14 protein-coding genes are annotated in these 15,662 nt (G+C 38.6%); 8 read left to right on the top strand and 6 right to left on the bottom strand.

Annotation, left to right across the window (positions count from 1 at the left end):
* Nucleotide 1 precedes the first annotated feature (1 nt).
* The 5 genes from ACSBRB_RS04075 to ACSBRB_RS04055 all read right to left on the bottom strand — a co-directional run bounded on the left by ACSBRB_RS04075 (nt 2) and on the right by ACSBRB_RS04055 (nt 5,167).
* Entirely contained in the window at nt 2-1,498 is a 1,497-nt protein-coding gene (locus tag ACSBRB_RS04075; RefSeq protein WP_435031729.1) for a Na+/H+ antiporter subunit D, read from the bottom strand.
* Nucleotides 1,485-1,832 (bottom strand): Na+/H+ antiporter Mnh1 subunit C, encoded by a 348-nt coding sequence (mnhC1, locus tag ACSBRB_RS04070; protein ID WP_435031728.1) that lies wholly within the window; start codon nt 1,830-1,832, stop codon nt 1,485-1,487. Before mnhC1 ends, ACSBRB_RS04075 begins: the two co-directional genes overlap by 14 nt.
* Complete coding sequence (locus tag ACSBRB_RS04065) at nt 1,832-2,260, bottom strand: Na(+)/H(+) antiporter subunit B (protein WP_059106432.1); 429 nt, start codon at nt 2,258-2,260, stop codon at nt 1,832-1,834. The genes mnhC1 and ACSBRB_RS04065 overlap by 1 nt, the downstream gene beginning before the upstream one ends.
* Entirely contained in the window at nt 2,244-4,658 is a 2,415-nt protein-coding gene (locus tag ACSBRB_RS04060; protein ID WP_435031727.1) for a Na+/H+ antiporter subunit A, read from the bottom strand. Before ACSBRB_RS04060 ends, ACSBRB_RS04065 begins: the two co-directional genes overlap by 17 nt.
* A 122-nt stretch (nt 4,659-4,780) precedes the next feature.
* A complete protein-coding gene (locus tag ACSBRB_RS04055) occupies nt 4,781-5,167 on the bottom strand; it encodes a kinase-associated lipoprotein B (protein WP_435031726.1) in 387 nt (128 codons plus the stop codon).
* Between the two features lie 67 nt (nt 5,168-5,234).
* Between ACSBRB_RS04055 and ACSBRB_RS04050 the strand changes: the two genes are divergently transcribed.
* The 7 genes from ACSBRB_RS04050 (at nt 5,235) to ACSBRB_RS04020 (ending at nt 12,737) form a co-directional block, all read left to right on the top strand.
* Nucleotides 5,235-5,831, top strand: a complete 597-nt coding sequence (locus tag ACSBRB_RS04050; protein WP_435031725.1) for a peptidylprolyl isomerase — start codon at nt 5,235-5,237, stop codon at nt 5,829-5,831.
* A gap of 22 nt (nt 5,832-5,853) precedes the next feature.
* On the top strand, nt 5,854-6,111 hold the full coding sequence (locus tag ACSBRB_RS04045; protein WP_435031724.1) for a DUF1871 family protein: 258 nt from the start codon (nt 5,854-5,856) through the stop codon (nt 6,109-6,111).
* A gap of 230 nt (nt 6,112-6,341) precedes the next feature.
* Nucleotides 6,342-6,722, top strand: coding sequence for a S1 domain-containing post-transcriptional regulator Ygs (ygs, locus tag ACSBRB_RS04040; protein ID WP_435031723.1), 381 nt, complete (start codon nt 6,342-6,344; stop codon nt 6,720-6,722).
* A gap of 264 nt (nt 6,723-6,986) precedes the next feature.
* Nucleotides 6,987-8,120, top strand: coding sequence for an NADH-dependent flavin oxidoreductase (locus tag ACSBRB_RS04035; protein WP_435031722.1), 1,134 nt, complete (start codon nt 6,987-6,989; stop codon nt 8,118-8,120).
* Nucleotides 8,121-8,466: 346 nt separating this feature from the next.
* Entirely contained in the window at nt 8,467-10,011 is a 1,545-nt protein-coding gene (pruA, locus tag ACSBRB_RS04030; RefSeq protein ID WP_435031721.1) for an L-glutamate gamma-semialdehyde dehydrogenase, read from the top strand.
* A 182-nt stretch (nt 10,012-10,193) separates the two neighbouring features.
* The gene (locus ACSBRB_RS04025) at nt 10,194-11,390 is read left to right on the top strand and encodes an ornithine--oxo-acid transaminase (protein WP_435031720.1); all 1,197 of its coding nucleotides are present in this window, start codon (nt 10,194-10,196) and stop codon (nt 11,388-11,390) included.
* Between the two features lie 102 nt (nt 11,391-11,492).
* Entirely contained in the window at nt 11,493-12,737 is a 1,245-nt protein-coding gene (locus ACSBRB_RS04020) for a Glu/Leu/Phe/Val family dehydrogenase (protein ID WP_107392350.1), read from the top strand.
* A 179-nt stretch (nt 12,738-12,916) separates the two neighbouring features.
* Here ACSBRB_RS04020 and ACSBRB_RS04015 read toward each other — a convergent pair whose 3' ends face one another.
* Complete coding sequence (locus ACSBRB_RS04015) at nt 12,917-13,933, bottom strand: glycerophosphodiester phosphodiesterase (RefSeq protein ID WP_435031719.1); 1,017 nt, start codon at nt 13,931-13,933, stop codon at nt 12,917-12,919.
* A gap of 285 nt (nt 13,934-14,218) precedes the next feature.
* On the opposite strand from ACSBRB_RS04015, the gene ACSBRB_RS04010 reads away from it, so the two are divergent.
* A complete protein-coding gene (locus ACSBRB_RS04010) occupies nt 14,219-15,550 on the top strand; it encodes a glucose-6-phosphate isomerase (protein WP_435031718.1) in 1,332 nt (443 codons plus the stop codon).
* Nucleotides 15,551-15,662 lie beyond the last annotated feature (112 nt).

The following is a 15,662-nucleotide window of genomic DNA, read 5'->3' as shown; positions in this document are numbered from 1 at the left end:
ATTATTTACCCCCCAATACACTGTCTACGTAAACACTAGGATTGATAAATGGTTCAGCTGCTTCTTTAACGACAGGATATAACGCATCAGCAGATAACGCATAAACAACTGTAATCGCTACGGCAATCACTGCTACAGTAATTAAGCCACGGTGACGATTGTTTTTATTATACGTATAACCTTTGGCTTCTCCGAAAAAGCCTTTGAGGAAGATACGAATCACTGAGTAAAGCACAACTAAACTTGATAGTAGCACGACGATACCAGTAATGTAGAAGCCTTTTTCAAAGGTTGCTTGGACAATGTAGAATTTACCGTAGAAACCACTGAGTGGTGGAATACCTGCTAAGCTAAGCGCTGCGATAAAGAATGTCCAACCTAGTACTGGATAGTGCTTGATAAGTCCGCCGTATTGCCGTAAGTCATTGGTTTTCGTAATTTTATACATAATGCCAACTAAGAAGAAGAGGGCAGCTTTGATTAACATATCGTTAAGGGTGTAATAAATGGCACCCATCATACCTGCTTCGTTCATCATAGCGACACCGACTAAAATAACACCAACGGCGATCATGATGTTGTAAAGGATGATTTTTTTCGCATCGTAATAACTGATGGCACCGACACAACCAAAGATGATAGTTAGAATCGCTAAGAACAAGATGACATAGTATGAAAAGCTTGCGGTATCTCTGAAGAAGAGACTGACTGTTCTTGCCATTGCATAAACGCCGACTTTAGTAAGTAGGGCACCAAAGAACGCGATGATAGCAGCAGGTGGTGCGTAATAAGCCCCAGGTAACCAAACGAACATTGGGAACATACCTGCTTTTGTCGCAAAGACGAAGATGAACATGATGAATACGATATTCACTATCTGACTATCATGTGCAGATAGTGTGCTTAATTTATCGCTGATATCAGCTAAGTTCAACGTACCGACGACAGAGTAAAGAATGCCGACTGCGATGACGAAGAAAGCTGAACTTGTCACGTTCACGAGTAAGTATTTGATTGTTTCGCTAAGTTGTATGTTCGTACCACCGATTACTAATAGGATGTAAGACGCCATGAGGAACACTTCGAAGAATACGAATAAGTTGAAGATGTCTCCTGTAATGAATGCGCCGATAACCCCTGTAATCATGAACATGATTGAGAAGTAATAATAGTATGTTTCTCTAAACAAACCGACAGAACGGTATGAATAAAGAATGATTAACATCGTTACGATTAAACTTGTGATGACGAGTAAACCACTAAATACGTCTACGACAAAGACGATACTGTAAGGTGCGTCCCAAGAACCAAGTTCTAGTTTGATTGGGCCGTCTCGCCAGACATTGATGAAGTTAATGATCGCGACGATGAGCGTTAAGATTGTCCCAGTTAAAGCGACATAACGTTTAATTCGTGGTCGCTTACCGATAAAGAGTAATACGAGTGCTGTAAAGATAGGGATGAGTAGTAAACCTACAATCAAATTACTGTCGATCATCGTCTAACACTCCCCTCATATTTTCTACGTTGTCCGTACCTAACTCTTTATAACTTCTAAAAGCGAGTACGAGGAAGAAAGCAGTTACCGCAAATGAAATAACAATAGCGGTTAAGATCAATGCTTGTGGAATAGGATCCACATATTCCGTTACCCCTTTTTCGAAAATAGGTACTTCACCTTTTTTTAATCCACCCATCGTGATGATGAATAAATTGGCAGTGTGTGTTTGTAGGGTAGTCCCAATAATGATGCGTATCAAACTTTTAGAAAGAATGAGATACACACTCATCGTTGTGAGAATACCACATACGAATATCATTAGTATTTCCATTACTCATTCTCTCCAATCGCTAAAATGATAGTCATTACAGTCCCTATAACTGCTAACATAACGCCTAAGTCAAAGAACGTAGCCGTATGTAGTTCCATAGGTTCTAAGATACCTAACGGAATTTCAAATGGGGTATGGGTGAAGAAGTTTTTATCGTACAACCAACTTGCCATTGGAGTCGTTGCACAAAAGACAAGCCCAATTCCGATTAAGATTTTGAAATCCCAAGGGAAGATTTTACGCATCGTTTTAATATCAAATGCAACTGTAATAATGACGAGTGCACTTGATAAGAGTAGACCCCCAACGAAGCCGCCACCAGGTGTATAGTGACCAGCTAAGAAGAGTGATAGTCCAAACATGACGATGAGGAAGAAAATCACGACTGCTGAAAACTGAAAGATTAAATTATTATTCTGTCTGTTCATCGTCTTGACCTCCTTCATATTCGTGTTTATGTTTCGCACGTAATTTAATCATCGTATAAACACCGAGTCCTGCAATACCAAGTACAGATGATTCGAATAATGTATCGGTACCACGGAAGTCGACGAGGATGACGTTGACCATATTTTTACCATGAGCTAAATCAAAGACATGTTCTTTATAGAATGAATTGATTGAGTCAAAGTAACGGTTGCTGTATGCGATTAAACCTAAGATCGTGACGACAGCACCAGTACCAAGTGCGACTAAGAAGTTCGTCAATTTGAATGACGGCGTTTCTTTATGTCGATTTAAGTTTGGTAGGTGATAGAAACATAATAAGAATAATGCTGTAGAAATAGATTCAACGACGAATTGTGTTAAAGCTAAGTCTGGTGCATTAAAGAAGATAAAGAATATCGCGACTGAATAACCTACCGCACTCGCCATGATGATGCTGAACAATCTTGAACGTGCAAAGACAATCATCGTTGCAGCTGTGAGAATAATAACGATAATAATTAATTCGAATGGTCGAATTTGACTCACATCGTCAAAGTTTAAACTAAATGGTGTGACGAGTAATGTCACAGCTGTAATTGCGATGAGTGAGATAAAGATAATGATTAAGTTATTACGTGTAAATCCAGTCACATAACTGTTTGTTAATTTGCTTGATGTGCTAGGAATGTAATCGCCAATGGTGTCGTACCAGTGATTGAATTTTAATACATCCGGTTGTGCTTTGAGTAAACGTACCCAATAGCTGAACGTTAAGATCATTAAGATACCTACAGCATAGACAGCTAATGTAGAGAAGAACGCCGGTGTAAAGCCATGGAAGAAATGGAATTCAACATGACCAATTGGAGTCTTGCTCACTGCATTGACTGCAGGGGAAATAATCGTATTGGCGATGATGCTTGGGAAGAAGCCAAATACAATAACGAGAATGGCTAAGATCCCAGGTGATAATAACATTAAGATAGAGACTTCATGTGGTTTATTCGGCAATTGATCTGGTTTATAAGAACCTAAGAAGATTTGACCGATAAAACGCACTGAATAAACAAATGTAAAGATACTACCCACAATCGCAATGATTGGAATCAAAATACCAATTGTATTAAGTGAGAAGATACCTGCATTTGTCACTTCGAGCATGCTTTCTAAGAAGTTTTCTTTAGATAAGAAACCATTGAATGGGGGTACACCAGCCATACTTAATGCTGTGATGATAGTGATGGTAAATGTGATTGGCATAATGGTCAATAAACCACCCAGTTTTTTAACATCACGTGTACCTGTTGAGTGATCGACAGCACCTGCCACCATGAAGAGACCACCTTTGAATGTAGCGTGGTTAATCAAGTGGAAGATTGCTGCTGTGAATGCTGCAGCGTAGAGCTGACTGTTTTCACCTTGGTAATGGTAACTTACCGCACCGATACCGAGCATAGCCATAATCATACCAAGTTGAGAGACGGTAGAAAATGCGAGGATACCTTTTAAGTCTTGTTGTTTTGTCGCATTTAATGAAGCCCAGAATAATGTGATGAGACCTACTGCTGTCACTGCCCAAATCCAACCTTGTGATACCGCAAAGATCGGTGTCATACGTGCAACAAGGTAAATACCTGCTTTAACCATTGTTGCTGAGTGGAGATACGCACTGACAGGTGTTGGTGCTTCCATTGCGTCTGGTAACCAAATATAAAACGGAACTTGTGCAGATTTAGTCATTGCACCTAAAAGAATAAGTACCATGGCTAAGATAAAGTAAGGACTCGTTTGAATTTGATCTGCATTCGCAATGAGTTCACGAATACTTGTTGAATTTCCTGCGATGGATAATAAGATGATACCACCTAGTAAGGAAACCCCACCGAAGACGGTGATGATCAGTGATTTTTGGGCACCATATAGTGATTTTTGTTTGGTTCTCCAGAATGAAATTAATAAGAAACTAGAGAATGAGGTTAACTCCCAAAATAAGTATAAAATGATGACGTTATCAGATAATACAACGCCTAACATTGCCCCCATGAAGAGTAATAAGTAGCAGTAGAAGTTACCAAGCTGTTCTTTTTTACTCAAGTAGCCGATTGAATACAATACGACTAAACTGCCGATACCTGTAATTAAAAGACTGAATAGTAGACTTAGACCGTCCACGTATAAGTCAAAATTCATGCCAAATTGAGGCATCCAGTTTAGATGTCGCAAAATTGGATTACCTGACATGGTTGTCGAAATATAAGTTAAGAAATAAATAAATAAAACGACAGGGACAGGCAATACAAACCAACCTAAATGTATGCGTTTTTGGAAGCGATACAAGATAGGGATGATAACTGCGAATATTAGCGGTAAGAGCACCGCTATATGTAACCAGCTCATATTTTGCCCCTCCTTAAATAAGCTAATGTAGTTTCATTATACATCAATCGCCCCATTCTGAAAAACGACGCAAAGGTGTCATTCAGGGAATTTTGAGCACTATTAAATAGGTAGAGAAAGGGCTATTCAAAGGTACGTTTATATTGACGACTATAATCTTCTTTCAATTGTGACAAGTTTTTGAGGGATAATTGCGCATGGTTTGTATCTTGTTGTTTGAGTTTGTTTTCTAAGTCGGTAATCGCTTGTTGTAAAGAATCTTCGTAGTTCATAACTTCTACGTTGAACGGTTTAAGGGCTGACTTAGGTGTATAACGCTTTTCGTAATGACTGAGCGCACGACGTTCATGGAAAAAAACATTTTCCGTTTCTGTTGGATGATGCAGGTCACCTTGTTTTGGATGCTTGATTACTTGTTCTACTTGAACGAGGACTTTTTTATCCTCAGTTTCTTCTTTAATCGTCACACCGTAAACCCCCGTTTTATGGGCAAATCGATATAATGTCATTGAATACATCCTCTCTTATTTGTGTTAAAATGATATATCATATCTTAACATGAAACGGAGAATGAAAATGACGAATTATCCTCAATTAAATAAAGAAATCCAAGAGAATGAAATTAAATTAACGATGCATACGAATAAAGGCGATATGATATTTAAATTATTCCCAGATTTAGCACCTAAAACAGTTGAAAATTTCGTAACTCATGCGAAAAATGGATACTATGATGGTATTACATTCCACCGTGTTATCCATGATTTCATGATCCAAGGTGGCGACCCTACTGCAACAGGTATGGGCGGCGAAAGTATCTATGGCGGCGTGTTTGAAGATGAATTTTCATTACAATTATTCAATTTATATGGTGCGCTTTCTATGGCTAATTCAGGTCCGAATACTAATGGCTCACAATTTTTCGTCGTACAAATGAACGAAGTGCCTGAAACGATGCTTAGCCAATTATCACAAGGTGGCTGGCCTGAACCGATCGTCGAAGCATACGGTGCACACGGAGGCACGCCTTGGTTAGACCAAAAACATACGGTATTTGGTCAACTTATTGAAGGGGAAGAAACATTAGAAGATATCGCGGCAACAAAAGTAGGTGCTCAAGATAAACCGGTTCATGATGTTGTAATTGAAACGATCGACGTCGAAGATAAGTAAAATATTGAAAGGAGAACGTTAAATGGATAACAGTGAAGTCAACATCCGTTTATATCAGTTATTAGCTGATTGGAATCCGATGCATTTACCTGAACAATCCATGGGTGATGCTGAAGTCTACGATATGATGGACATCGTTCATCAATATGAAGATCCTCAATTCATTGCACATCGCTTCCAAGACATTTATCGTTTTACTTTTGAAGAAGAAGTGCCTTTTGACGCATGCTACGATAAAGCGGTTGAAGCGACGCAATTACAGACCCGTTGTAGTCTATAGTGTTGAATGTGGTTGAAAATAGGTGACTTGAACCGCATCGAAAGATTTAGCAAGGTGAAATTGTCTTCAGTAGGGCGATTTCACTTTTTTCTTATTCAAAAGCGTGTGAAATAACATGTGAGACGCATGTTACTGTGGTTAAATCCATATTTTCCCTGCTTTATGTTAGTCGACAGCATTCATTTGTGCTATCATTATATTGTTAATTAAAAGTACAAGGGGTTATCACGTTGGATTTTCAATATAAAGTAGGTCAACATATTAAAGTACGTGTGACTGGTATTCAACCGTATGGCGCTTTTGTTGAAACCCCTGACAATACTGGTGGATTAATTCACATCTCCGAAATCATGGATGATTATGTGCATAACTTACGAAAATTTTTATCAATAGGACAAGTTGTCAAAGCGAAGATTATATCTATTGATGACGAAGGCAAATTAAACCTGTCTTTAAAGGATAACGATTATTTTAAAAATTATGAACGTAAGAGAGAAAAACGCTCAGTATTGGATGAAATTAAAGAAACCGAAAAATATGGGTTTCAAACAATTAAAGAACGCTTGCCAGGTTGGATTAAACAGTCCAAACAAGCAATTAAAGAATCGTAAATTGTTTGGTTCTAGCAATAGACTAGAACAACGTATCTCGACGATAGAGAGATGCGTTCAAAGAAATACGTATTCAAGTAGAAATGACGGTGTGTGCTATCAATAACAGTTGATAGGGCACACCGTTTTTATATGTTGAAGGTAATTTTACATTCAGCAATATAGATGTACCCGTAAAAAATTGAGGTAGGCATATTATTTTATAATGCATTGATGCTTAAGTTAAACTAAACCCAGTTATTATATATAGGAGGTTTTATTACGATGAACGAAAAATTCAAACCGCTTTTTGATCCTTTAACCTTGCCAAACGGTGCTAAGCTTAAGAATCGTTTTGCCCTTGCCCCTTTAACACATGTATCTTCTCATGAAGATGGTACTGTTTCAGATGAAGAACTCGAGCACATGGCATTACGCTCTAAAGATGTAGGCTTAGCGATTACGGCTGCTAGTTTTGTGACTGACATCGGTAAAGCCTTCCCAGGTGAACCGTCAGTTGCACATGATTTAGACGTTGAAGGTATGACGCGTTTAGCAAAAGAAATGAAAAAGAATGGCGCGAAAGCTGTCGTACAAATCCATCACGGTGGTGCACAAGGCTTACCTGAGTTTACTCCGAATGGTGATGTTGCAGCACCAAGCCCAGTCGATATGGAAAGCTTCGGTTACCCTGAACATCATGCACGTGAACTCACACATGATGAAATCGAAGCAACAATCCACGACTTTGGTGAAGCGACACGTCGTGCTATCGAAGCTGGCTTTGATGGGGTAGAACTTCACGGCGCAAATCACTATCTTTTACATCAATTTGTGTCCCCATATTATAATCGTCGCGATGATCAATGGGGCGAAGATCGATTGTTATTCCCTCGTCGCGTCGTTGATGAAGTTGTTGATGTGGTTCAAAAATATGCAGACGATGACTTCATTATCGGTTACCGTTTATCTCCAGAAGAAGCGGAAAAACCAGGTATCACAATGGAGATTACTGAAACATTGGTCAATATGTTGTTAGAAAGACCTATTGATTACATTCACATCTCATTATGGAACATGAATTCCACAACTCGTGAAGGTAAATATCAAGGTGAAAACCGTCTTAAAACCATCCATGATTGGATTAATGGACGTGTGCCACTCATCGGTATCGGTCAAGTTTATGATGCAGAACGTGCATTAGAAGCGATTAATAGCGGTGATATTGAACTCGTTGCGTTAGGTCGAGGCATTCTATTAGATGCAGAATTCATCAGTAAATTAGCTGCAGGTAAAGAAGATGAAATTGATGTGACGTTCGACCCAGAACGAGAAGACTTACACCAATTACCTCCAAAACTATGGGAACAATTCAATAAAGGATTTTATCGCGTTCCACGTAAAGATGATCAAGCATAATCTTTAATTACAATTCGCACCTTGGTGCATGTGCAAGACATGTACTGAGGTGTTTTTTTATGTTTTGACATAATTTTTATTTAAAAAATAGGAACTAGAGGCACTCATTTCCTCTAAAAAGACGCACAATTGTGAAAAATGCGTTTTAATACTGAAAAAAGCGTGTATAAAAAATTAATAATTCGCTTATCTACGCACTTTAAAATGGTTGAATATACGAAAACACGTAAATTTAGTAATAATGAAAATATTTTTAAGAAAACAATATAATTATCTTGTGTCAAAACCTATATCTGTGTCATTATATGTGTAAGGGTTTTCCTAAATAAAACAAAGGGGGATTATTATGATTCCATATAAACATGAACCATTTACAGATTTTACCCAACAAAGTAACGTAGACGCTTACCAACAAGCGATCGAGAAGGTAGAAAGCGAATTGGGCAAAACGTATCCTTTAATCATTAATGGAGAGCGTATTTACACTGACGATACAACACGCTCTTATAATCCATCTGATAGAGAAGAAACAATTGGTTATGTTTCAAAAGCAACTCAAGAACATGCGCAACAAGCTGTAGAAGCAGCGAAAGAAGCGTTTAAAACATGGCGTAATGTAGACCCAGAAGTGAGAGCGAATATTTTATTCCGTGCAGCAGCGATTACACGTAGACGTAAACATGAATTCTCAGCATTGTTAACTAAAGAAGGCGGTAAACCATGGAAAGAAGCAGATGCGGATACTGCTGAAGCGATTGACTTCATGGAATACTACGGTCGCGAAATGCTTCGCTTAAAAGACGGTAAAAAAGTGGAAAGTCGTCCAGGCGAGTACAATCAATACGATTATTTACCAATTGGTATAAGCGTTGTCATTTCTCCGTGGAACTTCGCATACGCGATCATGGCAGGTACAACAGTGGCTCCGGTTGTTACAGGTAATACTGTATTATTAAAACCATCATCAAATACGCCAGTTATTTCATATAAATTTATGGAAGTACTTGAAGAAGCAGGGTTACCAAAAGGTGTTGTAAACTGGATTCCAGGTTCTTCAGCAGACATCGGTAACTACTTAGTTGAGCATAAAGATGTCGGACTCATTTCATTCACAGGTTCAAAACGTGTCGGTACAGATATTATGCAACGTGCTTCAAAAATTCAAGAAGGCCAAAACCACATGAAACGTGTGATTGCTGAAATGGGTGGTAAAGACACAATCGTTGTAGATGATGAAGCAAACTTAGATACAGCTACAGATGCGATTGTTAATTCAGCATTTGGTTTCTCAGGTCAAAAATGTTCTGCATGTTCACGTGTCATCGCAGTTGAAAGCATTTATGATGAGTTATTAGATCGTGTGAAAGCAGCGACTGAAAAATTAACAGTGGGTAATGCAGCAGACCACAACAACTTTATGGGACCAGTCATTGATGAAAAATCACTCAATAAAATTAAAGATTATCTTGAAATTGGTGAAGAAGAAGGCCGCCTAGTGACTGGAGGTAAAGTTGACGAATCAGCAGGTAACTTCGTTTATCCAACGATTTTCGGTGACTTAGCGCATGATTCACGTGTGATGCAAGAGGAAATCTTTGGACCGGTTGTCGGCTTCAGTAAAGCAAAAGATTTTGATCAAGCGATTGACTATGCGAACGATACAGAATACGGCTTAACAGGTGCCGTGATTTCTAACAACCGCATGAAACTTGAACAAGCACGTCGTGACTTCTTAGTGGGTAACTTATACTTCAACCGTGGATGTACAGGGGCAGTCGTAGGTTACCAACCATTCGGCGGATTTAAAATGTCTGGTACAGACTCTAAAGCAGGTGGCCCAGACTACCTCGTATTACACATGCAAGGCCGTACAGTCTCAGAACATCTATAAGATAAACTAAATAGATTTACTTACGCCAAAGATATATTGACAGAGACGAAAATGCGTTGTGATATATTTTTGGCGTAAATTTTAAGAAATAATGAGCAAATAGTGTTAATCTTCTTAAAATAAGTTATGATATAGGTGTAAATGCTTACTTTTAGAATTTAATAAAACAAAGGGGAGATAAGATGACAAGATCAGAAGAAATCATCGAACTTACAAATCACTATGGGGCACAGAACTATGTACCACTACCGATTGTTATATCAGAAGCTGAAGGGGTTTGGGTGAAAGACCCTGAAGGCAATAAATATATGGATATGTTATCTGCATACTCAGCAGTAAACCAAGGGCACAGACATCCTAAAATCATCCAAGCATTAAAAGACCAAGCAGATAAAGTGACGTTAACATCTCGTGCATTCCACAGCGAAAACTTAGGCGCCTGGTATGAAAAAGTGTGCAAACTTTCTGGAAAAGAAAAAGCACTTCCAATGAACACAGGTGCTGAGGCAGTCGAAACTGCATTGAAAGCAGCACGTCGTTGGGCGTATGAAGTGAAAAAAATTGAGCCAGATCAAGCTGAAATTATCGCGTTTAATGGTAACTTCCACGGACGTACGATGGCACCGGTTTCACTCTCTTCAGAAGCAGAATACCAACGCGGTTATGGTCCGTTATTAGACGGGTTCCGTAAAGTCGATTTCGGTGATATTGAAGCAGTTAAATCAGCAATCAACGATAATACAGCAGCGATTTTAATCGAACCGATCCAAGGTGAAGCAGGTATTAATGTACCACCAGAAGGTTATCTCAAAGAAATAAGAGCATTATGTGATGAACACAATGTACTCTTTATCGCGGATGAAATCCAAGCAGGCTTAGGCCGTTCTGGTAAATTATTCGCAACAGATTGGGATGATGTTAAACCAGATGTATACATTTTAGGTAAAGCATTAGGTGGCGGTATCTTACCAATTTCTGTCGTACTTGCAGATGAAGAAGTGTTAGGCGTCTTCACTCCAGGTTCTCATGGGTCAACATTTGGTGGTAACCCACTTGCTGCAGCAGTATCTATCGCAGCATTAGATGTCATTATCGATGAAGATTTACCAGGTCGTTCTCAAGAATTAGGGGAATATTTCAAAGGGGAATTACAAAAAATTGATCACCCTGCAATCAAAGAAGTTCGCGGTCGCGGGTTACTCATCGGTATTGAATTAAACGAAAATGCACGTCCATATTGTGAAGCGCTTAAAGATCAAGGATTGTTATGTAAAGAAACACACGACACAGTCATTCGTTTTGCACCACCTTTAATTATCAGCAAAGAAGAATTAGACTTCGCAATTGATACAGTGAAAAATGTTTTTGAGAATAAATAACTAGCACAGAAGTTAACAGCGACCTTTTAAAAGGGTCAACATATGTTACAATTTAAGTAAGAAAGCGAAATCATTAGTTACGAAAAAGAGGCGAAATGGATCATGACTGAAGAAAATAATTTAGTGACTTCCACTCAAACGATTATCAATGAAGCATTGCACAAATTAGGTTTTGATGATGGCATGTATGAGTTAATTAAAGAACCGTTAAGATTTTTGAAAGTACGTATTCCAGTCCGTATGGATGACGGTACGGTTAAAACTTTCACTGGATTCCGTGCTCAACATAACGACGCAGTAGGACCTACGAAAGGCGGGGTACGTTTCCACCCTGATGTGAATGAAGAAGAAGTTAAAGCACTCTCTATGTGGATGACTTTAAAATGTGGTATCGTCGATTTACCTTATGGCGGTGGTAAAGGTGGTATCATTTGTGACCCACGTCAAATGAGTATTCACGAAGTTGAGCGTTTATCTCGCGGCTATGTTCGTGCGATTTCACAATTCGTTGGACCGACAAAAGACATCCCGGCTCCAGACGTCTTTACAAACTCTCAAATCATGGCTTGGATGATGGATGAATACAGTTCACTAGATAAGTTCAATTCACCAGGTTTTATCACTGGTAAACCTATTGTACTCGGTGGTTCTCAAGGCCGTGACCGTTCTACGGCACTCGGTGTTGTGATCGCGATAGAACAAGCTGCGAAACGTCGCGGAATTGATGTTAAAGATGCTCGCGTAGTGATTCAAGGTTTCGGTAATGCAGGTAGCTTCCTAGCTAAATTCTTATACGACATGGGCGCTAAAGTTGTAGGTATTTCTGATGCATACGGTGCGTTACATGATCCAGAAGGTTTAGACATCGATTACCTACTAGACAGAAGAGATAGCTTTGGTACAGTGACAAACTTATTTGAAGATACGATTTCAAACAAAGAATTATTTGAAATTGACTGTGACATTTTAGTACCAGCTGCGATTGCTAACCAAATCACTGAAGACAATGCGCACGACATTAAAGCAAGCATCGTCGTTGAAGCGGCAAATGGTCCGACAACACCTGAAGCAACACGTATCTTAACTGAACGTGACGTGTTACTCGTGCCTGACGTACTTGCAAGTGCAGGCGGTGTGACAGTGTCTTACTTCGAATGGGTACAAAACAACGAAGGTTACTACTGGACAGAAGAAGAAGTAAATGAAAAATTACGTGATAAACTCATCACCGCATTTGATACTATTTATGAGCTTTCACAAAATAGAAAAATTGATATGCGTCTTGCAGCTTACATTGTTGGTATTAAACGTACAGCAGAAGCAGCACGTTACCGCGGTTGGGCTTAAGCCTTACACTCAAGACGTTATAGACAGTATAAGCACGACAGTGATAAATGATTCACTGCCGTGCTTTTTATGTGTTTTATTTTAGAAGTGGATATCATCACAAAAAACTGCCGAATAAGGATGAGACCTTATCCGACAGTCGTCAATTGAATAGGATAGTAACTGTTCAAGTATGTGTCTTATTCGTATTCGTTTACGACACCTTGATAAACATCTGCGTAGTTAGTGAATAGACCATCTACACCTAAGTTATTCATTTCTCTCATTTCGTCAGCTTCATTGACTGTGTAAGGGTGAATGAGGAAACCATTTTGTTTAAGCATTTGTGTATTTTGAGCGTTTAAGTCGCTATATTCAGGTCCAACACCTACAACGGTTTGACGTAAGTATTCGATATCTTTCGCAGTTAAATCTTCAATTTCTCCTTCATCCATCAAACGAATTAAAGGAAGGCTAGGATTTAATTTATGCATTTTTTCTAAGCTTTCAGGTGAGAAAGATTGAATGAGTACATGACCATTTTGAAGTGAATCATTTGTTAACATATTGTGTTTATCTAATACGTCGATTAATTTTTCTTCCATACCTGGGTAAACATCAGGTGATTTTGTTTCAATATAGTAGTTTGCATCTGTTCCATAGCGTTCTAAGATTTCATCTAATGTAGGGACTTTTGCACCTTCATAATCTTTGCTGGCATATTCAGGTGTATCTTCGTTAAACCAGCTACCTGCATCTAATTTTTTAAGTTCTTTTAATGTATAGTCTTCAACGCGACCTTTACCGTTAGTTGTGCGATCTACATCTTCATCATGCATTGCGATAAGGTGACCATCTTTAGTCATTTGTAAGTCGATTTCGATGTAAGAAGCACCGATTTCGTTATGACTTTTATCGTAAGCATTGAATGTATGTTCTGGCGCATAACCACTTGCACCACGGTGAGCGACTGTAGTGAAACGTTCACCAGTTAAGTTGTGTGTATAACCAAATTTTTGACCAGTTTGTTGTTGTTGTAAAATCGCAGCGTTCATTTCAGATTGTGCGTTTTGATTTTGTTGTGGTGCTTGTTGTTGTTCAACTTCTTCAGGAGCTAAGCCACCGCCACTTGCTTGTGCATCAGTTGTAAGTCCTAATCCTAAACCGAGCATCGTAGTGAATGAAAGACTAGTAAATAATAAATGTTTGGGTTTCATAAATGAATTACACTCCTTTATTTTTAATACAACTCCAAAGTATCAAAATTTTGTGGTTATGGTAATATCATTTACACAATGTTTAGAAATATAAAATGAAATAAATATTATTTCCTAGCGTTAAGATGTTTGTCGTGATTTAAATTCGGTTATACCTTACATCGAGTAAGGAAACATACACATTAAGGAAAAAATGAATCATATTCATAAGTTGGACGTTTGAATCACGCGTCACAACTTAGTAAAATGAATCTGAACCTTAATACATGACAGGAGGCGTATTTTATGACGCACATTCAATTAGATTACAGTAAAGCCTTATCATTTATCGGTGAACATGAACTCACTCAACAAGAAGATTTAGTAAAATTAATTCATAAAACAATTCATGATGGTACAGGTGCAGGGAATGACTTCTTAGGTTGGCTTGATTTACCAGTGGATTACGATAAAGAAGAATTTTCTCGCATTCAAGATGCAGCACAACGTGTAAAACAAAACTCAGATGTGCTCGTTGTTATCGGTATTGGTGGTTCTTACCTCGGTGCACGTGCAGCCATTGAAATGTTGACACCTTCATTTAGAACAAACACAGAATACCCAGAAATTGTCTTCGTCGGTAATCACTTATCTTCATCTTATACAGCTGAATTAATCGATTACTTAGATGGCAAAGATTTCTCAGTCAATGTCATTTCTAAATCAGGTACAACAACAGAACCCGCCGTTGCATTTAGAGTGTTCAAACAATTATTAGAAGAAAAATACGGTAAAGATGAAGCGAAACAACGTATCTTTGCGACAACAGATAAAGAAAAAGGTGCGCTTAAACAACTCGCTACAAATGAAGGATACGAAACATTCGTCGTACCAGATGATGTCGGTGGCCGTTACTCAGTATTGACTGCAGTTGGTTTACTTCCTATAGCTGTAGCTGGTATTGATATCGATGCGATGATGAAAGGGGCAGCACAAGCACGTGAAGAACTTTCATCTGATAACTTATCAGACAACATTGCTTATCAATATGCTACATTACGTAACATCCTTTACACTAAAGGTTACACAACAGAAATGTTAATCAATTTCGAACCATCTATGCAATATTTCAATGAATGGTGGAAACAATTATATGGTGAATCTGAAGGTAAAGACTTCAAAGGTATTTATCCTTCAAGCGCTAATTATACTACAGATTTACACTCATTAGGCCAATACGTACAAGAAGGTCGTCGTTTCCTATTTGAAACTGTAGTGAAAGTTGACGCACCTAAGCATGAAATTACAATTGAAGAAGATAGCGAAGATTTAGATGGATTGAATTACCTAGCTGGTAAAACAATGGATGAAGTCAACACGAAAGCATTTGAAGGTACATTGCTCGCACACACAGATGGCGGCGTGCCAAACTTAGTCATTCATGTTCCACAAATTGATGAAACAACATTCGGCTATCTCGTATACTTCTTTGAACTCGCTTGTGCGATGAGTGGTTATCAACTCGGTGTAAATCCATTCAATCAACCAGGTGTAGAAGCATACAAACAAAACATGTTTGCGCTACTCGGTAAATCTGGTTACGAAGACTTAAAAGCTGAGTTAGAAGATCGCCTCTAAGCGCAATAAAGTCATGTGATTCGAACGTCTGTCAGTTTGACTGAAAAACTGAAACAGAAGAGTCTGAGACCACTTTTTAAGACACCACGTCAGTCTTTGAAGTGTTTCAGGC

The sequence above is a fragment of the Staphylococcus auricularis genome, from assembly GCF_051172115.1.
GTDB lineage: Bacteria > Bacillota > Bacilli > Staphylococcales > Staphylococcaceae > Staphylococcus > Staphylococcus auricularis_A.
The sequence above is the reverse complement of the archived record's forward strand: the minus strand, read 5'-3'. Positions and strand labels throughout refer to the sequence as shown.